Source organism: Acidithiobacillus sp. M4-SHS-6 (assembly GCF_047421495.1).
Taxonomy (GTDB): Bacteria; Pseudomonadota; Gammaproteobacteria; order Acidithiobacillales; family Acidithiobacillaceae; genus Acidithiobacillus.
In genome coordinates this window covers 1,055,564-1,081,109 of sequence record NZ_CP175559.1, presented here as the reverse complement: position 1 = coordinate 1,081,109, position 25,546 = coordinate 1,055,564, and the positions used below count along the sequence as shown (strand labels likewise).

Sequence of the window (25,546 nt, the reverse complement as noted above, 5' to 3'; positions counted from 1 at the left end):
CAAAGGCTACATTTCAGGTGCTATCGTTGCTGACCTCCGGTCGAGCATCCCCGGGGGCACCCGCCCAGTACCGGCGGTGCAGGTTGAAGCCCACAGCTGCAGCAATGATCAGCCCCGCGCCTGTGATCTCTCCTGCGGAGAAAGAGCGACCGGCAACGGCCTCCCAAACGAAGGCGGTGATAGGGATGAAATTGATGAACAGCGCCGTATCGGGTGCCCCCAACCTTCGCACGCTGGAGTTCCAGGCGACAATGGCGATCACCCCGGCAAAGCTGATCATGTAGCCTAGTTCCCAGCCTGCGGCGACCACCGCCGAAGCACTGGGTAGCGGCAGCACCCCGCTGGTGGCTAGGCCTAGGGACAGGACTGCGAGAGACATGGTACCGTACAGCGTGGTCCAGGTCGTATAGCGCAGCCCGGAGACCCCCTCAATCATACCGGCACCGTAAGTGTAGATCGCCCAACACAACATGCCCAGCGTCACCAACGCATCGCCCCACCCCAGCCCGCCCTGCACTAGGATCGCCGGATCGCCACCAGTGACCAGCAGGGCCACTCCTGCAGTGGCCACGACAAAGGCCAACAGATCAGCAGATTTGGGACGCACGCCAGTCATGGCCCATCGGATGGCAGCCGTGGCAAAGGGCAGCATGGCCATCATGGTGGACGCCCGTTCCGGAGTGGTGTAGCGCAAGCCGAACAGCATGAATACATTGAACCCCACGATCCCGACGGTTCCCAAGCTGAACAGCAGCCCGTGGTGGGTTGTCCGCCCCAACGCAGCGAATCCCTCCTTTCTGGCCGCCATAACGGCCAGCAGCAGGACGGTCACCCCAATATAGCGCAGCAGAGTGAGGCTTACCGGGTCTAGGATGGCCAGCGCCTGCTTGGCCACGGGGAACATGCCGCCCCACCCCACGGCAGCCAAGAGTGGTAGCCACCAAGCCGTTGTCCAGACCGTCGCGCTGTGCTCAGAAGAGCCAGACATGGTAGCCATCGTCGGCCTTGCTAATGATGTCGATCTGGCCGTAGCTGGACTCTGGGCCTTGCACCAACCCTACCGCCAAGCCCGCGCCTTCAGCATGGCCGAAGGCGTTGGCGCAGTTCTGGCAGGCACCCTGTATGACCCCCGCGTCAAGCAGTTCGTCGAACAGGCCGTGCATGGAATGACTGTCGACGGCCAGCAGTTCGGGCCAGCCGGTGCCTTCTGCGGCGAAGAACAACTCGGCCAGGTCGCCCCGGCTGTGCACTTGCTTGGCGTGGGTCATGGCGTGGAATACCTTGCCGGTCTGGTCTGGTCTGGTCTGGTCTGGTCTGGTGCGGAATAGACCACGAACACGTGTTTTTGTTTCATTGCGGCCGTTTACCAAAAACAGCCGATTGATATCTACCCAATGACTGCGGGTCCTCGATTGAGCCATGATGGTGGACTTGTTTCCAGCGACCATCGATTTTCTGGAAAATTCGACTCGTGCGGATGGCAAGCGTTATTTCCTCACCACCCAGGCGGAAATAGCCTCGCTCCCTTCCTACGGTGTAAAATATTTCCGACATCTCGTGGATGGTGTAGTCGAAATACTCGACGTACACTTCCGCTGGGCCGTTAAATAGGCGTTCGTATATTGGCTGTATTTCTTCCCAACCGCGTTTGATACCGCCCAGTGGATTGTCCATTGCAATTTCGTCAGATTGTGCCCAGTTCGTTGACATCATTTTCATATCGCACGAATTGAAAGCGCAGTAAAATTGCACAAGCATCTGATATGCCGATGATAATTGCCCTTGGTCTTCCTTACCTGTAATTGCTTGGCGCGCTCAAGAATGAAGCGCAACACCTTTGGTCCAAGGAGGCTGGAGGTGGAAGATGGGCAGCAAATATCAGCAGATGAGCATGGATGAACGGAATCGGTTGCAGAGAGGGTTGAACCAAGGAATAAGCCTGAGAGCCTTGGCCAAAGAGTTGCAGCGTAACCCCAGCACTTTGAGCCGGGAGGTTCATCGGGGGTGGATGGGTAACAGTTACGATGCGGTTACGGGACGGGAGACGGCGTGGTCGCGGAGACGTCGAGGCACACGCAAGCTGGCTCCGGGGAATGCCTTGACGGAACAGGTCACCACAGCCATGCTGGAGCGGAAATGGTCACCGGAGCAGGTGGCCGGGAGGCTGCGCTTGGATTACCCCGAGGACCGGTCCCGACAGGTCAGTCACGAGACCATTTACCAGTACATCTATGCTCATCCTGCCGGAGAGTTGAAGCGGATGCTCATTGGGGCGCTGCGGCGGGGGCATGGCAAACGGCATCCCCGGAGTCGGGGCAAGGATCGTCGGGGTGGCATTCAGAACATGCGCCCGATTCGGGAGCGTCCCGTCGAGGCCGAGGCACGGGAGATTCCGGGCCATTGGGAAGGAGACCTCATCAAGGGGGCCTACAACGGCAGCGCCATGGGTACCCTGGTGGACCGCAGCAGTCGTTTCGTGATTCTGGCGCGGGTCGATGACAGCACCGCCGAGTCGGTCCTGGATGGCTTCACGCGGCGCTTGCGTACCCTGCCCAAGGCGTTTCGGCAGACCCTGACCTACGACCAGGGCAAGGAGATGGCGCGGCATCAGGAGCTGGAGAAACGCACGGGGATTCGGGTCTATTTCGCGGACCCCCACAGTCCCTGGCAGCGGCCTACGAACGAGAATACCAACGGCCTGCTGCGGCAGTACTTCCCCAAGGGAACGGACCTGTCGGAATATTCTCAGCGCTACTTGACCAAAGTGGCCGACGAACTCAATAATCGACCCAGGAAATCCTTGGGATTTCGGACACCCACCGAAGTAATGGCACAACGAATCAGAGAGTTACAGGGTGGTGTTGCAGTTCAAACTTGAAACCGCCCTTCTTGAACTGGAATCATGTTGCCTCCGTGTGCTGGTCAAAACTGGCAATGAAAGTTGGTCTTGAACTTCGAAGGGGGCAGCAGCAACCTCATCTTTTCCTCGAACACCCCGTTATTTCTTAGTTGTGCATGCATCTTGTTAGCACTCCATGATAAAAATGACTGCAACTCACGAGGAAGATGTACCGATATGCTCACGTGCGTTGCGCATCCCAGCCACTAGGTCATCAAGGCGGGAGGCACCGAGCATTTCCTGCATACCTTCATACAGGGCTTGTCCGGTTGTCTCAAGGCCGTTCTGCAACGCCAGGCCTTTCTCTGTCGGATTGACCAGGCTCGCACGTCGGTCTTGCTCGGCGTTTTTCCTTTCCAACAAATGCTTGGTCACCAGCACATCGATGAAACGCGTCACGGTGGACTCGGACAGATCCAGCGCCTGAGCAATGGCTTTCTGGGTACATCCCGGCTTGGCCAGGACATATCTGAGCACATAGGCATGGGCAGGTGACAGGCCGTATTTGCTGAAGGCCTCTTCCCAGATACGGTTGACCGCCCGAGCCAAAGCATTACTGTTGAAGTAAACACAACGATCGAACATGGATGACCTACATTTGCCTAACTTGTATGTACGTGCAATTATATAGGCGGGTTCCAGCAGGATGTCAAGCATCATGGCGCATCTCAATCAAGATTCTCTCCACAGCATCGATCGGGTAAGGGCTGTTGCCCTGTCCTACCGCGACGAATGGAACGATGGCTTCGGCGCTCGCGGATGGAAGCTGGACAGCGCCCTGGGTTATCCCGACATGATCGCAGCCACGTCTTATCCCGGCCTCAAGTCCCCCACTTCCGTACCCGTACACGATGTGCTGGACCACTGGCTACCCGGCTTCGGCTATGATCCTTGGGACGAGGCCAAGGCCACTTTGCAGCACGCCTTGCGAAACGCACTGGACATAGACGTCAGCTATACACAACTCGCTCGCGACATCCTCGGCGGGACGGCGCAGCCGGACTCTGGGACCGTTGCAAAGACGATGGAACAGCTGTACCTCGCAGGAGCTGCCGCCATGCCCGATGTTCTGGCCGCCTGGCACAGGCGTGGCCTGGATTTCACACGGCGCCATGCCATCGGCCTTTGCCTGCAATCCCTGCTGGAACAGGCCGAACGGCTTCTGGCGGAACATAGCAGTACCTGGGCTCACGCACGTTTTCTACTTGGCAATGACTCCTGCCGGATGGATATTGCACCCGAGAATGGTTTCGCGCACATTCGGCTATATGCCCATGTTGTGTCCGACAAGCGGATATAAATTTCCTATTGTTGGTGCGTGAGCACTGATGGTCAGGTGTGCAGAGCAATCTCTTTCATGGAGTGAGCGTCCAATTTCAACAGAGCTCCCATTGCGGCATCGGATTACTGTTGGAGAGAAGGAGGTTCATCCTATTAAAATTGACTATAACTCGCCATCAGAATCAAGCGAGGACTCCGTCCTGAAATTCCTCGTTATCGATCCTGTTTAGGGGGATGCCTCCAATTCATCTGCGATCGAATAGAGTTTGTTCACTGAAAAATGAAACATTGACGGCCATGTCATGCGTAGCATGCGTGCATGTCAACAAACGTTACTCCCGCCCAAGGCACCGCCGTAGCGCTGGACGCATCGGCATCGTCGCATCATCGGTTCTGGCTCAGTGTAGCGCTGCTGGCGGCCACGGTGATGCAGGTGTTGGACATTACCATCGTCAGCGTGGCTCTGCCTTATATGGCCGGGAGCCTGTCCGCCAACACCACGCAGATCAGTTGGGTGGTGACCAGTTATCTGGTCGCGGCAGCCATTTCTACGCCATTGACCGGATTTCTGGCGGCACGATGGGGTCGGCGCCGGTTACTGTTGATCAGTCTCGGGGGCTTTGTGGTGGTTTCCGGGCTGTGTGGAATCAGTCAGAATCTCATGGAGATCGTCTTTTTGCGTCTGCTTCAGGGTCTGGTGGGCGCACCGCTGCCCTCTCTGGCGCAGGCCATGCTGATCGAGGCCTATCCTCCGGAAATGCGGGGGCGGATCACGGCGCGCTGGAGCCTGGCCGTGGTGGCGGGCCCCATTCTGGGGCCCGTGTTGGGCGGTATCCTCGTGACTCACCTAGACTGGCGATGGGTTTTTTATGTGAACCTGCCCGCTGGCTTGCTGGCCTGGATGCTGGCCTACCGTTTCAGTAGCCCCTCCACCGCCATCGAGAAACGCAGCATCGATCTTCCGGGCTTCGCCGGCATGGCCATCGGCCTGGGGGCACTACAGATCGTGCTGGACCAAGGCAATACGATGGGTTGGTTCAGCTCACAACGCATCGTGATTCTGAGCCTGCTGACGCTATTGGCGCTCGGCTTTTTCCTCTGGCGGGCACTGACGCGCGCCGACAGCATCGTTCATCTCCGATGGTTGGGGAATCGGGATTTTGGCATTGCCTCCCTCGCGTCGATCATCTTTGGCGCGGGTTTCTACGGCATCGTGACCTATCAACCCATATTCCTGGAACATCTGCTGGGCTATCCGCCAGAAACTGCGGGATGGGTTTCTGCCGCCCGGGGGATCACGGCCATGTTGGGCATGCTGCTCACCGGACGCCTCATCCATCGCACCGGGCCGCTGGTCTGGGCGTTAGCGGGATGCGGGATCAGCGCGGTCGGTGGATATGCCATGACGGGGTATGCTCTCCATATGGGGCTGACGGCGGCTTTGTGGCCCGGAATCCTGCAAGGGGTCGGGTTGGGGATGGCGTTTACCGCCATCGCCACACTCGCCTTTCGCTCTCTGCCCAAAACCGCATTCGCCGATGCCGCCGGCCTCTTTGGCGTGATGCGGGTATTGGGTGGTGCCATTGGGGTCTCCCTGATGTCTACGCTGTTGAGCCAGTGCACACAAAGCACCTGGAATCATCTGGGAGGATTCGTGACGGCATTCAACCCGGCTTTCCAGGATTATTTGCACGCCCTGCCCACGACCTCGCCGCCCGCACAATTCGCCTTGCTTCAGCAGGTTTTGCTGCGACATGCGGAAATGCAGGCCTATCTCGACGGATTCTACGCGCTGGCAGCGATCTTTCTGCTCAGTACCTTCATCCTGCTCATCGCCATTCGATGTCGAGTTGGCGCCACAACTCGGTCTGACCAGCGTGGGTAATGCGCAAGGCCCGACGGTGCGCGTTGCTGCGTGCCAGCCATCCAGCGTCAAGAAACGTTTCCAGGAGGGCCGCCCCCAGTACGCCCCCGAGGTGATACCGTCGCTCGCTCCAGTCCAGACATTTGCGGGTAAACGCGCGGCGGCTTCGAGGATCGGGCAGAACAGTCACCCCGAGATCACCGAGCCAGCGCGCGCCCGATGGGGTGACCGTGTAGTCCCGTTCCTGTTCGATAAAATAGCCCTTCCGGACCAGGGCGTCCGTCAGGGCAACCCCCAGTTGCCCCGCCAGATGATCGTAGCAGGACCGTGCTTTTTGCAGGGGCAGGGCGGGTTTCGGAGATGGGGAAGGTCTCGCAGAGCGGGCCAGTGGCATGAGCGCTTCGATCGCATGGGCCACTTCGGGACTGGCGAGCCGATAATAGCGGTGCCTACCGGCCGTGTCCAAGGCCAGAAAGTCTCCGGAAACCAGTTTCTTGAGATGCGCGGTCGCGGCCTGGGGAGATAACCCGGCAAAGCGGGCCAATTCCCCGGCAGGTCGAGACTCGCCGTGCATGAGCGCAAGCAGGATCTCCGTCCTGGCGGGCACTGCCATCAGCGCGGCCACAGAAGCCACATCGGGATCTTCCTTCATATTTCCACCGTCCATGAAACATTGCGATGGTCCGTAGGTTATCATGCGCCCATCGCAGGTGACGAGGGATAGCCATGCAGCCCCAAACTTTGGCACCAAAGAATGTGTACCACACGGTACTGGAAACCCCTTTCGGGAATCTGTACGTCGCCTATGCGGAAAAGTCTCTTTGTCTGCTATCCGGCGACGAGCGGGCATTCCGCCAGGACATCTATCGGTTGTATGGCCGATTTCCGGCCAGAAACGATGCCATGAGCGCACGGATGATCGCCGACATACTCAGCTCTGTATTGGGAGGGCGGGCCTATCCCGGGCCACTCCTGTTTCCATCCCATACCCCCTTCCAACGGCAAGTGTTGCAGCAGTTGCAGGAAATTCCCAGAGGAGAAGTGCGCAGTTATGGGTGGCTAGCCAGGAGGCTGGGAAAACCGCATGCCAGTCGTGCGGTCGGAAACGCCTTGGCCTGGAACCCTTTCCCTTACGTGATTCCCTGTCATCGAATCATCCGGGCCGATGGCCGTCTGGGGCAATATTCCGGTGGTGGCGGCGCCAACAGGAAAGCCAGACTGCTGGCGTATGAGGGCGTTGCCGTTGGACAGGGGAAAGACGGCACATGGAGAATCCAGGAAGGCCCAGGTGTGACCCCATGACCAGCAATCCTGTCACGATTCCGCTGCCCGTGGACCCACCCTACAGCTTTCGCTGGGCGATGGAGTACCTGCGGAGTTCTCCCTCCACGGTGCTCGAAAACGTGGACCCCGACACGGGTTTGCAGCGGATGCTGCGCCTGGACGGAATGCCTGTCCTCCTGACTTTACGCAGCGCCTCAGAAGACGCCGAACACCCGGCTCTTTTCGTGAAAATGCAAAGTGCGGGGGAAATGACCCGGACCATCCGCGACACCGGGGTACTCTGGGCCAGGAATTTCCTGAACCTCGACCACCATCCGCGCCATTTCCTGACACTCGGGAAAGGGGATGCACCGCTCCGCCAACTGCAGGAGCGGTTTTACGGTATGCGCCCCGTCCGCATAGCCTCTCCCTACGAATCCCTCATCTGGGCCATTATCGGTCAGCAGGTGAATGTGGCCTTCGCGCGCCGCCTCAAATGTCGCTTCCTGGAGCATTGTGGGAATCCGGTTCACATGGGAGACCAACACTATCCGGTATTTCCAGAACCGGAGCAGGTTCTCCAGGCCAGCCAGCAGGAACTGGCTGCCCTGCAGTTCAGCCGCCAGAAATCGGCATACATCACCGCCGTTTCCGCCGCCATGGCCGATGGGCGGCTCAATTTCAACACCATCCGTGCGTTGCCAGCGGAACAGGCGATCAGCCATCTCCTGCAATTCCGAGGAATCGGCCGATGGACGGCGGAGTATGTCCTGATGCGTGGACTGGGATATGCAGACTGCATACCGGCAGCCGATGTCGGGCTACGGAAGGTGGCTGGAGAGCTTTATAGCCTCGGGCGAACGGCTTCGGAAATGGAGCTGCGTGCCATCACGGAACCGTTCCGTGGGTGGAGAAGTTGGGTCGCGTTTTATTGGTGGATGACGTTGCAGCAGGTTTCCACGTAGGTTTTGATCCAGCAAGCGCATTTGCCCCGCATTGGTGGGTGGTCTCACGCCTCTTCTGCTACGAATCAGAAGAGCAAAGCGAGAGCGAGGTGTTGTCCGACAGACTTTGCTGCGATCTTGGTCTCTGCCATGGCATTCGGTCCGCTGGTTTCCCAGCAAATCCTGTGTTAGCGTGTAAGCTCATCTTCAGGGCGGGGTGAAATTCCCCACCGGCGGTAAGCCCCTTTCCGGGCAAGCCCGCGAGCGCCTGCCTGTGCAGGGACAGCAGATCTGGTGCGAATCCAGGGCCGACGGTCAGAGTCCGGATGGAAGAAGATGTTGATGCATGGCAAGCGGGTGGTCATTTCGACTACCCGCGTGAGTGTATTTGCGCCTGCCCTGAAATGTTTTTCGCCTTTACTTTTTGCGAGGAGCGTTTCATGTCTATTCAAGCCAATGTGTTACGAAAAAACGATCTTTGTCCTTCCCGTCCGGAATGGGACGCCGCCCTGGAAGCGGTGCGCTGTGGTCGTCCCGTCATTCTCAAAGATGATGCCGACCGGGAAAATGAGGGAGACCTGATCATTGCCGCCGAGTGCATCACTGAAGAAAGCATGGCGATGCTGATCCGGGAATGCAGCGGGATCGTCTGTCTCTGCCTGCCCCCGGAACATCTAGCCCGTCTGGATCTGCCCCAGATGGTCCCCAACAATCAGAGTCGCTATGGAACCGCCTTCACCATCTCCATCGAGGCGCGGGAGGGCGTGAGTACCGGCGTATCGGCCGCCGACCGGGTACGGACCATCCGGGCGGCCATTCATTCGGATGCCAAGCCGCAGGACCTGGCCAGCCCCGGACACGTCTTCCCGCTGCGTGCCCATCCCGATGGCCTTCGGGGCCGACGGGGCCACACGGAAGGTTCCGTCGAACTCGCCCGCTTGGCCGGTCTGGCACCGGCGGCAGTGCTCTGTGAACTGATGAACCCCGATGGCAGCATGGCGCGTGGCGCGGATATCGCGCGCTTTGCCACCCTGCATGACTTGCCGGTCATTACCATGGAGGATGTCGTAGGCATGGTGGATCGACAATGGTCATTGTGTTGAGGACAAGGCATGCATATCGACCGCCTGGATCATCTGGTACTGACCGTACAGGATATATCTGTCAGCACAGACTTCTATTCACAGGTATTGGGCATGCAGGAAATCACCTTTGCTGAGGGCCGCAAGGCTTTGGTTTTCGGACAGCAAAAAATCAACCTGCACCCCGCAGCGCGGCCCATCGCACCCCATGCCGCCCATCCTGTTTGTGGATCGGCGGATTTGTGCTTTATCGTTGCGGGAGACATTCGGGAAGTGCTCGTTCATCTGCAAAACTGCGGGGTAGCCCTCGAAGCGGGACCCGTGCCCCGCACCGGGGCCACCGGGCCGATCACTTCCGTCTACTTCCGAGACCCCGACGGGAATCTTCTGGAGGTATCTACCCATGATTCCAAGGGAATGTCGTGACCGATAAAACGCACGTCGCACTGGTGACCGGTGCCACTTCCGGCATTGGTCTGGCCATAGCGCAACGATTGACTCAGGCCGGGCATCGAGTGGCTCTGCATTCTCGCGCCTCCGCTGCGGCCGGTCTGCAAGCAGCAGCCACTCTGTCCGGCGCCCGGTATTTTCAGGCCGATCTGCTGGATGAAGCAGCGCGGCAAACGCTCATGGACGAGGTGATCGCCCACTATGGCCGGCTCGACGTGTTGGTCAATAACGCGGGGGAGTCCAGCGTCATCCCCCATCAGGATCTTCGGGCAGCGACGCCAGAGATCTGGCATCGCTTCTACGAGCTCCATGTGGTTGCGCCCTGGCACCTCATTGCCCTGAGTGAACCTCATCTGCGCGCAGCATCAAGCGCCGAACACCCGGCATCGGTGCTCAATATCAGCTCCCATGCCGGAATCCGCCCCAAGGGAGCAAGCATTCCTTATGCGGCCAGCAAGGCGGCACAGATTCATGTCACCCGTTTGCTGGCCAAAACCCTGGGTCCGGCTATCCGAGTTAATGCCATTGCTCCGGGTTTGGTGGATACGCCATTGACTACGGACTGGGTCGAGATTCGTCAGCAGTGGGTGCGTGAAGCGCCCATGGGACGCAGCGCCAGCCCGCAGGATATTGCGGACGTCGCGCTGATGCTGACTGAATCGACTTATCTGACCGGGGAGGTGATCATGGTGGATGGTGGGATGAATCTTATTTGAGTGGTAGCCCAATCTAAACCATGAGCTATAAATGGAGGTGCACATGATTTACACGGTTGAATGCAGCTTTACGGACTCCTCCGCAGAGAGGGAATGGAATGCCTTTTACAGTGACGAAAAGTTGCCGGCATTAATTTCTGTCAAGGGGTTTCTCACCTCCCAACGATTTCAATTATCCTCCGGAGCACCTTCTGCACCTACTTATCTCGCCATTCACACCATTGCCAATGGGGGAGTTCTGGAAAGCGCTGATTACCGCCAAAATGGTGGCGGTAATTTTGCCAAATGGCAACCCATGATCACCAATTGGCACAGGAGTATTTATGAAGGCATCGATCTGTTTACGAATGTCACGACTGAACAGCGGCTATTGATCAGCAATGAAAGTGATGAGGCATTAAAAGCGCTCGGTTTCCAAGTACTGCATCTATGGGCAACGGGGCTTGATCGGACGCCCATGGAACGTTGGATGGCGATCTCCGACCAGCTATCCGTTCCTGCCCACCATCTGAAAGCAGATGGAGTATGTGTATATACCCCTATGGGAAATCAGCTAAAGAGTAATTCCGTATGAGCATCCTATACAGAACGATGAAATAGGAATTTCGCCCACTATAACGCATCGGGGTGAACGTAAAGGAGGGATACTGACATGGATACCCGAAAACTGCTGCTCACCGCGCAGGACATCCGTCAGATGAAAGGTGAACAGAAAGTCCATTTTCTCAATCCCAATGCCGTTCGTATCAATAAGTCGCTTGGCGATGCCGTAGGCCTCCGGCACATGGGCATACATCTCATCCAGATAGAGACGGGTAAAGAGAGTACCGAATACCACCTGCACCATTATGAGGAGGAAGCTGTGTATGTGCTGTCTGGTAAGGGCACGCTCACCATGGAGGATGATCAGTATCCCATCGCTCCAGGTGACTTCGTCGGTTTTCCTTGCCATACAGCCGCGCACAGCATCATCAACGATGGAACGGAAACATTGGAGTGTCTCGTCATCGGTCAGCGACTGGATCAGGATGTCACGGATTACCCGAATCAGCATAAACGCCTGTACCGTAATAATGGGGAATGGAATCTGGTGGATATGGCAGATATCCTTGTATTGCGCGAATCCGCGCAGGAACAGGAAATTTATGAAGCTCGCAACATTCGATACCCAGCCGTCGTCGCACTTCCTGATGGAAAGTGCCACCGTAGATTATGCGCATGCCGATATCCGCAAGTTGGCGTCCGCGCTGTCCTCTGACGATTCAACGGCAACCGTCAGGCGTTGCTTCGAATGGGTACGCGATCACATCGAACACAGCATGGATTTTCACCGGGAAGATGTGACCTGCGCAGCCTCGAACGTGTTACAGCAAGGCACTGGTCTATGCACCGCCAAGAGCCACTTATTGGTAGCCTTATGGCGCGCCAATCAAATCCCTGCGGGATTCTGTTATCAACGGCTGACGTTGGATGGCCCCACCCCACCCTTCTGTACACACGGCTTTACTGCCGTCTGGCTGGATGACTGGGGTTGGTATCGTTGCGATGCGCGCGGCAACAGTAAACCTGGGATCCATTGTGAATTCACGCCCGGACAAGAGAACCTGGCCTATCCGACGATGTATAACGGCGAGCGGACCTATCCGGATGTGTGGGCAGAGCCCTGGCCAGACTTGCTCGCTGCCATGGGGGAATTGCAAAACATATCGCAGTATCGGAGCCATCCCATTGACGCCTGCCCACCCGCTGCTGATTTGTGCGTAAGCGAGCCTACGGGAATGAACATACATAGCGCGGAGACCGACCATGTACTGCCCTGACCCGTTTGCAGAAACCCGCCCGGAAATCCTGCGGGCACTGATTCAGCGTTATCCCCTCGCAACACTGGTCAGCATGGGCGGTAACGGTCTGGAGGCAAATCATATTCCCTTGTACCTCGCACCTGGTGAAGGGCCGCAACCGGTGCTGCAAGGCCATGTGGCACGTGCCAATCCGCTATGGCGGGAGGCGCCTCCGGACGATGATGTGCTGGTCATCTTTCAGGGGCCGCAGTACTACATCAGCCCCTCTTGGTACGCGACCAAGGCGGAAACCGGCAAGGTGGTGCCGACCTGGAACTACGTCGTCGTCCATGCCTATGGTCCTTTGCAAATCCGCGATGACCCCGCCTGGGTACGACAACAGATGGTCAGACTGACGGCACAACAGGAGCAGGACTTCTCTTTGCCCTGGCAGGTGGATGATGCCCCCCAGGACTTTACGGAAAGACTCATTCAGCAGGTGGTGGGCATAGAAATTCCCGTCTCCCGTTGGCAAGGCAAATGGAAGGTCAGCCAGAACCAGCCGCTTTGCAACCGCGACAGCGTCATCACGCACCTGGAGCAGCACAACCAGCCCGTTTCTGGGACGATGGCTGAATACATTATTGGACAGCAGCCTCAAGGGCGGCAAAAGGAGCTAACCCCGATGACGATAACCGTGGGTTTTCTGGTGTTTCCGGGTATCCAATTGCTGGATCTGGCGGGGCCATATGAAATTTTTTCCGCCTTACCGGATGGCAAGGTCCATCTGTTCTGGAAAACCCGCGAGCCGGTGGCCTGTTCTGCGGGAATGCTTCTGGAGCCTACGACCACTCTCGCGGACGGGCCGCAGGTAGATGTGCTGTGCATACCCGGTGGGGTCGGCATCAACGCCTTGCTTCTGGATCAGGAAGTGCAAGCCTGGGTGCAGTGCCAGGCAATATCGGCGCAATTTGTCACCTCTGTGTGCACGGGTGCTTTGCTGCTCGGTACGGCTGGATTGCTCACTGGACGACGCGCGACGACACATTGGCGATATCATGATCTCCTCGCCGAATTGGGTGCCATACCCGTCAAGGAGCGTGTGGTTCGGGACGGTAATCTGATCAGCGGCGGCGGGGTTACTGCCGGGATAGATTTTGGACTCACGCTGGTAGCCGCACTGCGCGGCCAAGCTGCAGCAGAAGAAATTCAGCTTGCCCTGGAATATGCGCCGGAGCCGCCTTTCCAAGCCGGCGGGCCGGAGGATGCTCCCAAGGATATTGGGGAGCTTGTCCGGCGCCGTACCGAACTATTGCACGCCGAACATGAACGGATGGCCGGTGCGTGGCGGAAACTCCCGCCTGGTCTGTATGACAAGAGCCAACGGCATGAACTGCGCACCCCTCTCGTTCGGGAATTGCGGCAGGATGACGATCCCGCTTACCGTTCGCTTTGGCGGGATGCCTTGCAACAACATGCACAGTATTTCCGCACAGCTGTAGAAGACGATGTCCCTACGGGTATCCCCACGCGAGGAGCGAAAGACAGCTTTACCTTCGGTGCTTTCGAGAAGAATGCACTGGTCGGGATCGTCAGTCTGGAGCGGGATCGCGGTGTGAAGTTGCGGCATAAGGCGCTACTTTTTCGGATGTTCGTTGCGCCGGAGGTGGCCGGTCATGGTATCGGTAAGTCGCTGTTACAAGAGGTACTCGTCCGGGCACAGGACATCGAAGATTTACGGTACATCCATCTGACCGTTCTGGAGCGAAACCAGCGGGCGCGCGCTCTGTATCGATCGCTGGGCTTTGTGGATTTCGCATTGGAGCCAGAGGCTGTTCGCATGGACGCAGATTATGTGGGCGAGGTTCAAATGATGCGATTCCTCAGAAGGTGAATGCCATGAAGCTGATGCACCCTGACGAAAACCTACTGAACAGGAGTAAAAATCATGGCGGAAATGGAAATCCTGACCCTGGATGCCAAGCCCCTTTGCAGGGTGCAACCCCTTCGCAGGGTGCAAGCCCTTGGCAGGGGACAACCCTTTGCAGGCCGAAAGACCGACGCGTATTCATGGCCAACAAGCCCTGCTGGCTGCAAACCTTGCAGGCGGCAAGCCTTGCAGGCGGCAAGGCCGGTCATGTAAGGGCTATCCCGCCTTGCGCAGATTCCGCAGCACAAACTCATTCCAGAGACGGACCAGTTCCTCTCCCAGATTCTTGACATCCGGGTCCAGTCCATCATCCTTTTCCGCCATCATGGCCTGTATGTCCTTGGCCTTTTCCAGCTTCTTGCGCAATGCCAGGTCTTTCATGGATGATCCACCCGGATACCGTTGCGCCAGAATCTCCAGACTTTCCATGTAACCAATCCGCTCTGTCAGCAATAAACGCAACTGGCGATCCTTTGGCGTAGTCGTATAGGCCCACAACTCGGCCGGTGGCGCCATGACATATCCCAACTGCTTGAACGTGCCACCGGATTTGGTGCGCCAGATGCAAAAGGTTCCGGAACCGCCTTCTTCTGGACCGACACAATAACTGCTGATGATCTGTGCTTCATCCTGTGTCAACGAAAACTTGTCCACCAGAGGATTGTCTTTCGGTCCATAGGGATTCGTCAGAATGTAAATACTGGTCGCAATATTGACCAGGACATCGCTGAAATCCTGGGGCATCTGGGACGACAGCAGCAAATTGCCATTGTTTTTGCGCCATTCCCGCGCATCTTTTTCCAACTGGTTGGTAATGGCTTCCAGGCCATTGGTGTTGTGCAGCTCGTCATATACACCCATTTTCGGTAAGGTGAACAATCGCTCGGCACGAATCTCATGGTAACGACGATACGCATCTGGTGCTGATTTTGCGTCCAGCGGGTGAAACAGAAAATCCTTGGTCAGCATGAACCTCGCCATCAAATACATGATGCCCGCCTGTTTCAGTCCGGAAGTCGAACGATCCTTGACAACATGTTCCAGATTGACTGCCATGAGCTTCGCCTTGCCCAGGCTGAAATCACTGTGCCCGGCCAACATGGGCCAGCGTTCCACAGCCTGGGTAATGCCCAATGCAATCAGTTTCAGCACAGGAATTTGCAGTTGTGGATGCCGAATGTCACCAAACTGGCTGGTAATGACCGGATCATCATTACAGACATCGATCAGATCAGACAAAACGGGCATGGCATATCGTTGCGCGGACAATGCCAGATCGGTTTCCCCTTTCGCAAAAAGGGCATCCACCACATCCCACCATTTGGTTTTGCGATCCGTTTCCACCTGCTGCATGGCTTCGTCGATTTCCCGGTCCATTCCCGTCACATACCGGTGTGGCCGCCCATGCACACCGTCCGACCGCAAGCGATAGGCCGCATCCACCAAAGATACGGCTATCTGATCGACAAAATCCTCTGTCGTATGTCCGGGTTGACGCACAATGGACACCAGCAGATTTACCAGAAAGTCCTTGTGTGAACCCAACGGATACCGGTATCCCAATGGGGTGTCGAATGGATTGATGGTTCGCCCTCGGGTGTGCAGATCGAAACCCACCGCAAGATCCGGGTCTTTCAAAAAGTAGCGTAACATTTCGATCACGGATGGACCACCATACCCCACGTCGATCAGTGCCAGATAAGGCAGAAAATCCGTTTGTGACAGAATCAGCGATAAAATCTGATTCGCCACCATAACCGACTTGCCGTATCCCGACAAGCCGAAAATCAAACTGATGAAACTGTTTTGCTTGCGTGAATCACCCAATGCAAAGGGCATGATTTTCCGTTGCAATGAACGCAACCAAAAAGTCGCGTGTGACGGATCATCCGCCGACCACGGTGACGTCGCCATACCAAACGGCATCAGTTTCAACGCATCGGACAGATTGATCGGCAAAATGGGAGTACTGCTTTTCGCCAGGAATCCCGGTTGGGCCGCCAGATGCGACAACAGGGGATCGGTCACCATGCGCTGCAAACGGATTCCCCAATTCGTGCGCAAACTGCTTTCCAGATTTTTCGCACGACGCAATGCCGTTTCCGTCGCGTTTTTTTCATCATTCCATGCCCAGCTTTCCACGATCATCTGCATGGCGCAGATGGGATCGTGATGGTCATAGTGCGCATTTCTCAGTTCCTGAATGGATTCCTGAATCTGCCCATTGGCGGTTTTGTTCATGAATTTCATCATTGTTGCTGCAAAATAACGGGCATTCGCCAAGGATAATGCGCCACCCTGCAATCTCCATGTGATGCTGAACGGGATGTCGGTACGCAAATCGTGCAACAGTTCCGCCATCGTCGCGGCTTCCGGACGGGTGACACCCAAATCAACGATCATGGGTACAAAATAGCCGGAACCGGAACGAACCACTCCCCCTTTCAGGTTTTCCATGTCTTCCGGAATCACCGATTCCGCAATGCGTGACGGTTGTACCAGCAATTTATTGTTCACGATACGCGGTTGCGGCGTCTGATTCACGGAATAGGGATGCTGGTGATCAAAAACCGGATCAATGCCGACCTGATTACGCAAAATCGTGATCGCATCATCCACTTCCAGGGGCGTGAGCGACAGGTTGATCATCGGATGACGAAACAGAGATTCCACGCTGGATACCGTGGAACGATGCGTCATATCCATGTCATCGAGCAATTTGAACGGGTTCTGCCCGTTTTTCAGCAACCACAGCGGCAGATTGGCCGCTTTGACTTTTTTCGCATTGTTTTTGACCGCATCTTTCACCACGCGCGGGTCCAATGCGCTCAAATGGGTTTCCACACAGAGCATCGCGCCCTGCGGCACATAATATTTCGCCAGACGCGAACGCTGCATGAGAAAATGCGCAAACTCCGGCTTGAATCCCAGACGATCCGCTTTCGCTATCAGGGCTTCCAGATTTTTTTGGTATTGTTGCTGCGATCGGGTGACATCCCGAAAATACCGGATGCTCAATACCCGGCCCGGATGCTCGAACAGAGTGCCCATCATTTTGGACAGGTTTTGTGCCAAAGCCATGAGACCATCCGCATCAATGATGGATTTGGTCCCATCCAGCCAGAAATAGGAGGCCAATCCGCCGCCTTCCAGCACCACGGCCTCGCGGGTTTCCTCTACCGGTTTGACGAAACTGCGCAATCCGGTTTCCGATTCCTCGTCAATCTCATCTTCCACCTGCTGAGACATGACGTTCCAGCGATGGATACCGTGCAACTGTATGTATTGGGCCAGCATGATTTTTCCCTCCTGATATGGATTTCGCGCACGTCTGTCGTTGTCTTTTCAAAAAACACCCGGGCGGAGAATGTCCACCAGGGTGTTTTACAACACGCTTTTCAGCGATCAGGGAACGACGACATTTCCGCTCGTTGACCCCGCAGTGACGGTAGCCCCTGTACCGGTAAAGTTCTCGAACGTTTTTTCACCGCTGCCAATGACCCAGGGAATAGCACATAAAATGGTTCCCGCGAGGATTGGATAAGCAATGTGCCTTGCAGCCACCGGCTTTGACTGTTGCTCCAGTTCACCTTTTTTGTGCATGTGCCAACCGCCGACACCAGCCGTCAAGAGGCCAGCAGCCGTGCATCCCAGCGTAATGAGACCCGGCGTATAGCTCAGAGCATCGTGTATGTTCTTGAGGTCGGTAGCAAGCCCGGTTACCGCCCACGCTGGAGAAGTCCCCAGCACGGTCAGGCCCGCGATCTTGGTCAGTCCCCACAATACCTTTTTACTGCGATTGTTCAATTTCATCTTCAGACCCTCATCGAAAAATCGAGGACAAAGTTCCTCAAACCCTTGGTGCCGCAAGCTTTCAGCTCTTTTAAAAGGGCAAGCTGGTTCCGGCAAGATGGGCGATGGCCATGGCAACGCCGGCAATGTCGATCAGTCCCAGGCCCCCCAGCAGGTGCATCCAGGCTTTGTCGTGATGCTCATTGTTCCGGGGATTGCCCGTGTTCAGGCGGTACATCATCCGCATGCCGCTCACGAACCAGATGATGCCCAGCAGTTGCAGGAAGTGCATGATGTCCACAATGGCCGTTGCCACATCAGCCCCCCCAGGCCCCGTGTAGGCCAGCGGCGAAGGTTTGGCCGCGCCGGTGATCGTCAGCAGGCTGGAACCCATGAAATAAGCCAGGCCGCACATCAGGCAACCGATAATGAATGACCATGCCACACTGCTCAAGGTCAGTTTCGGATCTTCTACGGACAGTTGTCCCATCCGGAAAAGGCGATAGCCACTCATGGAAACCATATACAAACCCATGATGAAGGCCAGCAGAAATACCAGACCGATCACCGGATTGATGATGGTACTGGCATGTTCGATCATGGAGATCGGTGAAAGTGGCGTATCAAGTAATGGCATAAAAATCCCCCATCAATATCGTCAACCCCTTGGTGCCGCAGGTCTTACAGACTGTAAGTCCTACAGACTGTAAGTCCTGCGGACGGCATGTCTTACAGACGGCAGGTCTTACAGATGGCGTGTACCAATGCCCAAATGCCAGTCCTTGATCGGTGCAGGACAGCGGTATGGCTACCGGCAACCATGCCTGTATTTCCCCCAAATCCTGACCCAGCAAAAAGTAATCCCCTGAGAATGGCATGGACCGGAAATCCGGCCAGACTCGTCGTGCTTCTTCACCCAGGAACCAGAGCACCGGAGTGTCTCCATTCCAGGAAATATTTTCGGGATCATCGACCCGTATGCCCGGCGTGGACGACGATTGCTGTCCGCAGGATTTTTGCTGTCCGCAGGACTTTTGCTGTCCGCAGGACCAGGACCAGGATTGCCAGAAGCGATCCGTGCTTAACAAAATGCCCTGCCCCTCGGGATTTCGAGTCAGCCAGCGTTGATAGAACAGGTCCAGCAGCTTCGGCAGAAAATTGCCGCGAAATCCCGCCAGTATCGCTATTTCGTTCACATCACCCCCTGAAAATCCTTCAGCGATACAGCCGTCGGTACATTTTCGTATCTGTCCGATACAGGCGATGCAGAATCCGGACCGTCTGCCGTGACGCTCTCCGCAGAAGAGGATGCCATTTCAGCCGCCAACCATGCCGGTGGACGAGACGGCGGAAAAGTCGTCAATTCCCCATGTCCTGCGGACGGCAGTCCTACGGACGGTAGGCTTGCAGCCGTCGTTGGTCCTGTGGACGACAAAGAGCTTGCACCCTGCAAAGGGCTTGCACCCGGCAATGGGGTTGCATCCTGCAAAGGGGGTGACGGCATGACAGGCGGATAAGACGGTGTTTCCCATCCCGGTGGCGGCGGTACCGTGGATACTGGATTCGGCACCTCAGACACCGCTTGTTCAAAACGCTGCGTCGATACCGGCGCCAACGATTCTGCATGCGTTATCTCTGCGCCCGGTAATGCGGCTTTCAAATCCAGGACGCCACTGCGTGACAAGCGATAAAGGAACTGGCGCATGGTCTGTTCCACCGCATCCTGTGTACCTGTCGTTCGCTGAATCCAGGCATTCAACGCCTGTTCTTCTCCCACATCCATTTTCATGTGCTTTCTCCCCGACCATTGCCAGCCATCCACCATCCATCGTTCCGCCCGCTCCGACCAACGCACCCGAATCGCAAAGGGCGCATAATCCAGAAATCCTTGCCCTGATTCCGACATACATTGCATCTGTACCGGCAGAGGCTGCTTTGAATGCAAGGAAATGCCCGACAGCCGGGACCAGCGCCGGGCCATTTCCCGCAAGGAGGGATCGCTGGCATGGAGCTTGCGCTCCACCCATAGGGTCTTGTTCGAGGACGGGTCCAGATCGTCGATCCGAAAGCGCAGCAACAAAAAATGCGTACCATTACGCGCCCGGATGGGCAGTGCTCTCCAGGCTTTCGGCAAAACACACAACGGCGCTTCCGGTTCAATGCCATCGGGACATGACAGGCCATCTTGCTCTTGCATTTGCTTGGACAATGGATTTTCTTCTGCACCCCGTTTTTTCCAGCGGCGCTTTTTCCAGGCCAGCGGCAGGGCATTTTCACCCCGTGCGGCCTCTATGGGTCCCAGACGCTCGATGTGCTGCCCGAAATCCAGTATCCGGCAAGTGTTTTTGTGGCCATTGTCCGGGCGTAATCCCCTGCCCGCCATTTGCAAATAACGCACGACCGATTGGGTCCGGCGCAGCAAGACCACCGCGTCGATCTCCGGCACGTCCAGCCCTTCCGTGAACACATCCACATTCACCAGGAATCGAAATGCCCCTTGTCGAAACCGCTCAATCTGTGCATTCCGCTCGGTTTCCGAGTGACCACCGTGCAATACACAAACCTGCGCGTCTTCTTCATCATCAGGGACAGTCTCCATCGCCGGATGATGTGTCGCTGCTTCTGCTTCTGCCAACGCTTCGGCCACGGCTTCCGCTTCCTTGATGGAATCACAGAAGATCAGGACATGATGACAATCCCGGGTTTTCTCCAGAACTTCCTGTATCCGTTGCGTGAAGTCCAGGGATCGGTAGCCTTCGATGCCCGCTATGGCCACTTCCCCATGCGACAACTGGATGCCCGTCGCCGGCAGGACATGCTGTACCGGCACGACTTCCGGAGCGACCAGATACCCTTGTGCGATGAGTTCTTCCGGCGTGATCCAGCAGGACACCTTTTGAAACAGACTCTGCGGACCATAGATGGGCACGTGACGGCCATTATCACTCATGCGCCAGGGCGTCGCCGTCAACCCTATGATCGGCGGGTCCTTGTCCAGTGAACCCAGATAGGCGGCATATTGCCCTTCACCATCACTGGCGGATTCGCCCGTTCTGGCTGGTAAGCCATACCTGGCTGGTAAGCCTACCCGATGCGTTTCATCCACCAGGACCAGATCCCAATCGCGGCGATTTTCCAGCCGGGAAACGGTCTGGATGCTGGCTACCGTGATACTGCCCGGAACCGCCTCATCCCACTGGCCCATACCGGCACTGACCACCAGCGTGGGGATGCCATCGAATTTTTCCTTGGCCTGGGTCAATAGCCGGGTGCGATGGGCCAGCAACAAAATCTGATGATCCGGGTGGTCTTTCAGCCATTGCTCGATGATCGCCCGCATGATGACCGTCTTGCCCGCGCCGGTCGGCAGCACGCCCACCGGACACAGACCGTCATACGCATCTTTTAATAATGCTTCGACGGCCTGTTCCTGATACTGGCGCAGTTTCATCATCAATGAAACATGCCCGTAGCAGGCCATGGCACAGGAGTCATAGGTTCCCGGGTTTCCGTCGCTTCAAAACCCGGTGGATGCATTGCCGTATTGTCCGGTTTCACCCAGGAGGGCGTAAGATTCACCTGGGAAAAAGGTACTCCGATCAACCGGGGTTCCGGCACTGGCGGAAACTCCCTGGTTTCCCAATCGGCGCGCGGCGTGGCATCGATCCGATAACGGTCCAGCGCATGAACAGCCGCTCGTACCGGTTGGGGTATGCCGTCCACGTTCGTCAATATCGCCGTCATCAGGCCGTTGAGATACAGGGTTTCATGGGCGCGGGTGGAGGCCACATACAGCAATCGCCAGACTTCGGCGGGCACCTCGGAAAAAACGGGACGCTCTCCGGTTTCTTCGTCGATCTCGAACGGTTTTTGCACACCGACGTCCAATGTCACATGGGAAAATTCCAGCCCTTTGGAGCGGTGCATGGTGGACAGGGTGTAATCGGCGCCCTGTTGATGGGAAGTCGCGCGCAACATGCCAATTTCCCGTTCCAGCACGCCGTGCTGATTGGCCACCATATCGACCAGAAACGCCAGACCCTGGCCTTCACGGGTGTCTGTGAATTTTTGCAGCTCCTGAAAATCATCGAAAAAACGCAAATCCGGGTGCGGCGTGAATTCACGGCGATACAGCTTGCAACAGGCTTCCAGAAAATCCGCGATTTCTTTTGCCTGATCACCGGCCATATACACCTTGTCCCCCCGATCCAGCCCCCGCAAGGCGGCAGTGACCAAGGCGGCATTACCTCGGAACAGGTAAGCCGTCGGTTTGCGATCCATCCCCTGCGCGGCATCCATTTCCACGCGGGAATCATAATTCCCCAATCCCCGCAAGAAGGCCCGGAATTCCACCGGCGTCCGTTCTTTTTCATACAGCGCCGTCAAAAAGACGTTCCCGGCGTCCGCCACGCCCTGACCGAAGCGATAAGAGGACTGCAAAGGAAGGACCCGGGTTTCCGGGTGGCGGTGTTTCAATGCCTGCATGGCGTCTACCGCGCCTCGCCAGCCATAGATGCTCTGATGGGTGTCGCCGATGAACACCAACTGGGCATGGGTCTGACTCAGTACCCCTTCCATCATCGGCATGGAGGCATCCTGCGCTTCATCGAACAGGATGTGATCGGCGGGAATGACCGGGCGGCCCATCGACCAGATTTTCAGATAGGCATCATGGGTGACCGGCGCGTTTCCACCGGGGTCCAGCATCTTCTGAAAAATGTCGTTGACCACTTCCTGTGCGGCATTCAGGGTGCTCTCCAGAAATTTCTCGTTTCCGGATCGCGCCAATTTCATGGAGATTTGTGTTTTCAGTTGTTCATCCAGATGGTGCAAGCCGACCTGATCATCCGCCGATTGGCAAAAACTGGTGAGTATGTCCTGCACCAGAAAAATACTTTGCGCCTTGGACAGGCGCACATCTTTCATGGATCGCAGAAAACCCAGAAACCGGGGGTCATTCCAGCTTTTGAGTGTGCCATACAGCCGGTCCACACGTCGGTTCGCATAGACGTTTCGGATGAGACCGCCCGCCGGATGCGTGCCATTCCACGCCAGACTATGCGCCGTATTCACCTTGACGAATCCGGGCAGTTTTTCGCGCGCTTCATCGGCATTCTTCTTGTTGAACACCAGATATTGCACGGACCTGCCCTGCAACGGTCCCCCGTTCACGGCGAAATTCACCGTGGTCGATTTGCCCGTACCGGCCAGCGCATTGACCGCAATGAATGGATGTCTTTCGTGAATGGCCTGCAAGATCGCCATTTGTTCCGCGTTCGGCTGCATCAAGATCTTCTCCCCTGCTGAAAAATAGAAAACCCTGCCGGATGATCGACAGGGTCATGTCCCGCCCTACCCGGCAGATTTAAAAGCCTTTTCTCAGGAGGGACCGTTACCCCAGGTATTTTGCACCTGCGCCTGGGGTTGCGCCCCAGCAGGGGGTTGCACCCCGGCATGAGGTTGCGCCCCAGCATGGGGTTGCTGCATACCCGGATAGCTGGCTTGTGGCTGCTGCATTCCCGGCTGACCGCCTTGTGGCGCACCCCATGCGCCTTGTGCGGGTGCCTGTTGCTGAGGTGCAGCCCCGCCGGGTGCAACCCCTTGCTGGGGTGCAACCCCCCAGCCGCCCTGGGTCTGTGCCGGTCCTTGCGCGGTGGAAGCGGCAGGGGCCACCAGTTGATGCTGGACCTTTTCCCAATTCGCGGGGTCCTGGTTGGCCCCGCTGGGCATGTAGCCCTTGACTTCGACGTATTGCGGGTTGTCTTTCTGCGGACCTACCACAATACTCAATTGCCGATTCAGCATGTACTGCGTGTCAACGCCCTTGTCAAAAACCGCACTTTCCGGCACACCGCTGCTGATCGCCATGCCCGCCAGTTCCTGCAAGGAATATTTCAGGTTGTCCGGTTTCGTGGACTGCACATTCAACAGGTGCTGAATTTCCCGTCCCCGCATGGGTCCATCATTCAGAATGGTAAAATAAAACCGCGAGCCATAACCGGATTGCCCACCCTTCAGAGGATGACCATCCGTCACCTTCGTGACCTGCACATCATAAATTCCCGGCTCGATTCTCTCGCTGATACCGGTCGAGGCTTTGGTGATGCCCTGCATACTGACCATAACCATGATTGCTACTCCTTCTGTGTTACCGACTGGTGAATGAATACTGCCTGAACCCTTGGTGCCGCAGACTTTTTGCTACTTCAACCCCAGATGTGCCGGTGACGGATCACGCCGCCTGCACATCCACCAAAACCTTGGTGCCGCAAGGTCTGGATACCTTTTTCTACATGCCCGGCCCCGATGATTTCCGCATCGGAACCACCGCAGACGCGGGTGCTGCAGGCCACGCCGATGGTGCCGCAGGTGCAGTAGAGACGGGCTGTACGCTGGCAGGCGACGTTCCAGCGAGGGCTGTAGAAGGCACAGCAGAAAAACCATTGATGGAGGCTTGCGCGAAACGCGCCGGATCAAAGGGGCGCTGGTAGGCTTCCTGGATGGCTTTTTCCACCGAGTTCCAGGCCAGCGGCAATTCCAGCGGCAGATCAAATCGGTTCTTGGCGTCAAAAGCCGTGTTCGGCGCCGTACACAAAATGCGTGTCCCATTGGTCACCAGACGCACGACATTGCCATCCTTGTCACGGACGGGATCCGCCTTGAGTTGCGCGAAACCCACCAGATCGGCCCAATCCCGCAATACTCCTACCGCGCGTTTGTCCAGGCGCATGACATAGGTGTCATGCGGCCCATTGACCGGGTCAGCCACCGTTCGGGATTCGGTCTGGGCAATCAACAACACATTCGCGCGCAGCTCCACCCGGAACCGCTCCATGAGATCGCGGAATTTTTCCCATTCCTGCTTGAACAGTTCGTAGCCCTTGCCATAGGAAAAGTCGTTCAGGGTTTTCTTGCCATGTTCCCGCAAAATCTTTTCCTGGATCTTGCCTTGCAGGGCGTCCATCGAATCAATGACCAGGGATTTGAACTCGCCTTTTTGAAAGTAACCACCCACTTCCAAAAGGGTTTGCACAATTTCGTCATAATGCTTGGCATGGGCCTTGTCATGCCAAACCGGCATGGTACCGATGCCATCCTCAACGGCCAGAATGAACGGCTGGTTCATTCCCGCCCCGAAAGTCGTCTTGCCGATGCCGTTCTGGCCGTACAGCACCATCCGTACCGGCTCCATCTGACCGCCCTGCTGCAGATTCAATGCCATGCTTCACCTCGTCCATTCAATCAGTCTCTGAACCATTGGTGCCGCAAGGTTTGTGGCCCATCAGACGGGTGTTAGAATGGTCGGCAATCAGGCAGGAGTGCGCTTGCATTTCGTGAAGCCGTTACCCAGAACGGCGCTGCCGATCAGCCTGGGAGTGCAAAGCCCGCCTATGGCGGGCTTTGTTGTATCTGAATAAGCCCGGCTTCGCCGGGCGTGGGATCTGTCCATGCAATCCACGGCCCGTAGCCCGGACAACGAAGGGGGCCAACGAGCCCCCCGGCGGCGTCCACCAGTGCCGAATGATTGACCGAAAGGGACTTGA

At 56.8% G+C, this 25,546-nt stretch carries 25 protein-coding genes and 1 riboswitch; of the genes, 13 read left to right on the top strand and 12 right to left on the bottom strand.

Going from position 1 to position 25,546, the window contains the following annotated elements:
* Window positions 1-13 precede the first annotated feature (13 nt).
* A complete protein-coding gene (locus tag ACJU26_RS05555; protein WP_414041528.1) occupies window positions 14-988 on the bottom strand; it encodes a DMT family transporter in 975 nt (324 codons plus the stop codon).
* On the opposite strand from ACJU26_RS05555, the gene ACJU26_RS05550 reads away from it, so the two are divergent.
* Entirely contained in the window at window positions 987-1,328 is a 342-nt protein-coding gene (locus ACJU26_RS05550; RefSeq protein WP_414041527.1) for a hypothetical protein, read from the top strand. The two genes, ACJU26_RS05555 and ACJU26_RS05550, sit on opposite strands and share 2 nt — an antisense overlap.
* Before the next feature lie 22 nt (window positions 1,329-1,350).
* On the opposite strand, the gene ACJU26_RS05545 is transcribed toward ACJU26_RS05550, so the two are convergent.
* On the bottom strand, window positions 1,351-1,758 hold the full coding sequence (locus ACJU26_RS05545) for a YybH family protein (protein ID WP_414041526.1): 408 nt from the start codon (window positions 1,756-1,758) through the stop codon (window positions 1,351-1,353).
* A gap of 106 nt (window positions 1,759-1,864) precedes the next feature.
* Between ACJU26_RS05545 and ACJU26_RS05540 the strand changes: the two genes are divergently transcribed.
* Window positions 1,865-2,878, top strand: coding sequence for an IS30 family transposase (locus tag ACJU26_RS05540; RefSeq protein ID WP_414041525.1), 1,014 nt, complete (start codon window positions 1,865-1,867; stop codon window positions 2,876-2,878).
* A 177-nt stretch (window positions 2,879-3,055) separates the two neighbouring features.
* On the opposite strand, the gene ACJU26_RS05535 is transcribed toward ACJU26_RS05540, so the two are convergent.
* Window positions 3,056-3,559: a MarR family winged helix-turn-helix transcriptional regulator gene (locus ACJU26_RS05535; RefSeq protein ID WP_414041524.1), complete on the bottom strand. Its 504-nt coding sequence runs from the start codon at window positions 3,557-3,559 to the stop codon at window positions 3,056-3,058.
* Between ACJU26_RS05535 and ACJU26_RS05530 the strand changes: the two genes are divergently transcribed.
* Window positions 3,558-4,199 (top strand): hypothetical protein, encoded by a 642-nt coding sequence (locus ACJU26_RS05530; RefSeq protein WP_414041523.1) that lies wholly within the window; start codon window positions 3,558-3,560, stop codon window positions 4,197-4,199. The genes ACJU26_RS05535 and ACJU26_RS05530 overlap by 2 nt on opposite strands.
* Window positions 4,200-4,499: 300 nt before the next feature.
* Window positions 4,500-6,065 carry a DHA2 family efflux MFS transporter permease subunit gene (locus tag ACJU26_RS05525; protein WP_414041522.1) on the top strand — a complete coding sequence of 522 codons (1,566 nt, stop codon included), beginning with the start codon at window positions 4,500-4,502 and terminating at the stop codon, window positions 6,063-6,065.
* On the opposite strand, the gene ACJU26_RS05520 is transcribed toward ACJU26_RS05525, so the two are convergent.
* Complete coding sequence (locus ACJU26_RS05520) at window positions 6,010-6,696, bottom strand: ArsR/SmtB family transcription factor (RefSeq protein WP_414041521.1); 687 nt, start codon at window positions 6,694-6,696, stop codon at window positions 6,010-6,012. The genes ACJU26_RS05525 and ACJU26_RS05520 overlap by 56 nt on opposite strands.
* Before the next feature lie 74 nt (window positions 6,697-6,770).
* Here ACJU26_RS05520 and ACJU26_RS05515 point away from each other — a divergent pair, with 74 nt between their 5' ends.
* From ACJU26_RS05515 to ACJU26_RS05475, 9 genes are all read left to right on the top strand, one after another.
* Window positions 6,771-7,346: a methylated-DNA--[protein]-cysteine S-methyltransferase gene (locus tag ACJU26_RS05515; protein ID WP_414041520.1), complete on the top strand. Its 576-nt coding sequence runs from the start codon at window positions 6,771-6,773 to the stop codon at window positions 7,344-7,346.
* Complete coding sequence (locus ACJU26_RS05510) at window positions 7,343-8,272, top strand: DNA-3-methyladenine glycosylase family protein (protein WP_414041519.1); 930 nt, start codon at window positions 7,343-7,345, stop codon at window positions 8,270-8,272. Before ACJU26_RS05515 ends, ACJU26_RS05510 begins: the two co-directional genes overlap by 4 nt.
* 178 nt (window positions 8,273-8,450) lie before the next feature.
* Window positions 8,451-8,593: riboswitch (FMN riboswitch) on the top strand.
* A 98-nt stretch (window positions 8,594-8,691) separates the two neighbouring features.
* Window positions 8,692-9,354 (top strand): 3,4-dihydroxy-2-butanone-4-phosphate synthase, encoded by a 663-nt coding sequence (ribB, locus tag ACJU26_RS05505; protein WP_414041518.1) that lies wholly within the window; start codon window positions 8,692-8,694, stop codon window positions 9,352-9,354.
* A 9-nt stretch (window positions 9,355-9,363) separates the two neighbouring features.
* Window positions 9,364-9,759, top strand: coding sequence for a VOC family protein (locus ACJU26_RS05500; RefSeq protein WP_414041517.1), 396 nt, complete (start codon window positions 9,364-9,366; stop codon window positions 9,757-9,759).
* Entirely contained in the window at window positions 9,756-10,499 is a 744-nt protein-coding gene (locus ACJU26_RS05495) for an SDR family NAD(P)-dependent oxidoreductase (RefSeq protein ID WP_414041516.1), read from the top strand. Before ACJU26_RS05500 ends, ACJU26_RS05495 begins: the two co-directional genes overlap by 4 nt.
* 43 nt (window positions 10,500-10,542) lie before the next feature.
* Entirely contained in the window at window positions 10,543-11,073 is a 531-nt protein-coding gene (locus ACJU26_RS05490) for a hypothetical protein (RefSeq protein WP_414041515.1), read from the top strand.
* A 78-nt stretch (window positions 11,074-11,151) separates the two neighbouring features.
* Window positions 11,152-11,757, top strand: a complete 606-nt coding sequence (locus ACJU26_RS05485; protein ID WP_414041514.1) for a cupin domain-containing protein — start codon at window positions 11,152-11,154, stop codon at window positions 11,755-11,757.
* The gene (locus ACJU26_RS05480; RefSeq protein WP_414041513.1) at window positions 11,645-12,319 is read left to right on the top strand and encodes a transglutaminase-like domain-containing protein; all 675 of its coding nucleotides are present in this window, start codon (window positions 11,645-11,647) and stop codon (window positions 12,317-12,319) included. Before ACJU26_RS05485 ends, ACJU26_RS05480 begins: the two co-directional genes overlap by 113 nt.
* Window positions 12,306-14,174, top strand: coding sequence for a GNAT family N-acetyltransferase (locus ACJU26_RS05475; protein ID WP_414041512.1), 1,869 nt, complete (start codon window positions 12,306-12,308; stop codon window positions 14,172-14,174). Before ACJU26_RS05480 ends, ACJU26_RS05475 begins: the two co-directional genes overlap by 14 nt.
* Window positions 14,175-14,426: 252 nt before the next feature.
* Here ACJU26_RS05475 and ACJU26_RS05470 read toward each other — a convergent pair whose 3' ends face one another.
* The 8 genes from ACJU26_RS05470 to ACJU26_RS05435 all read right to left on the bottom strand — a co-directional run bounded on the left by ACJU26_RS05470 (window position 14,427) and on the right by ACJU26_RS05435 (window position 25,224).
* Window positions 14,427-17,507: a type IV secretion protein IcmB gene (locus ACJU26_RS05470; RefSeq protein WP_414041511.1), complete on the bottom strand. Its 3,081-nt coding sequence runs from the start codon at window positions 17,505-17,507 to the stop codon at window positions 14,427-14,429.
* 108 nt (window positions 17,508-17,615) lie between these two features.
* Window positions 17,616-18,023 carry a hypothetical protein gene (locus ACJU26_RS05465; protein WP_414041510.1) on the bottom strand — a complete coding sequence of 136 codons (408 nt, stop codon included), beginning with the start codon at window positions 18,021-18,023 and terminating at the stop codon, window positions 17,616-17,618.
* Window positions 18,024-18,093: 70 nt separating this feature from the next.
* Window positions 18,094-18,639, bottom strand: coding sequence for a hypothetical protein (locus ACJU26_RS05460; RefSeq protein ID WP_414041509.1), 546 nt, complete (start codon window positions 18,637-18,639; stop codon window positions 18,094-18,096).
* Window positions 18,626-19,198, bottom strand: coding sequence for a hypothetical protein (locus ACJU26_RS05455; RefSeq protein WP_414041508.1), 573 nt, complete (start codon window positions 19,196-19,198; stop codon window positions 18,626-18,628). The genes ACJU26_RS05460 and ACJU26_RS05455 overlap by 14 nt, the downstream gene beginning before the upstream one ends.
* The gene (locus ACJU26_RS05450; protein ID WP_414041507.1) at window positions 19,195-21,456 is read right to left on the bottom strand and encodes a helicase-related protein; all 2,262 of its coding nucleotides are present in this window, start codon (window positions 21,454-21,456) and stop codon (window positions 19,195-19,197) included. The genes ACJU26_RS05455 and ACJU26_RS05450 overlap by 4 nt, the downstream gene beginning before the upstream one ends.
* A complete protein-coding gene (locus tag ACJU26_RS05445) occupies window positions 21,456-23,288 on the bottom strand; it encodes a UvrD-helicase domain-containing protein (RefSeq protein ID WP_414041935.1) in 1,833 nt (610 codons plus the stop codon). The genes ACJU26_RS05450 and ACJU26_RS05445 overlap by 1 nt, the downstream gene beginning before the upstream one ends.
* A gap of 93 nt (window positions 23,289-23,381) precedes the next feature.
* Entirely contained in the window at window positions 23,382-24,131 is a 750-nt protein-coding gene (locus tag ACJU26_RS05440) for a DUF669 domain-containing protein (RefSeq protein WP_414041506.1), read from the bottom strand.
* A 160-nt stretch (window positions 24,132-24,291) separates the two neighbouring features.
* Window positions 24,292-25,224 carry an ATP-binding protein gene (locus ACJU26_RS05435; RefSeq protein WP_414041505.1) on the bottom strand — a complete coding sequence of 311 codons (933 nt, stop codon included), beginning with the start codon at window positions 25,222-25,224 and terminating at the stop codon, window positions 24,292-24,294.
* Window positions 25,225-25,546: the final 322 nt, after the last annotated feature.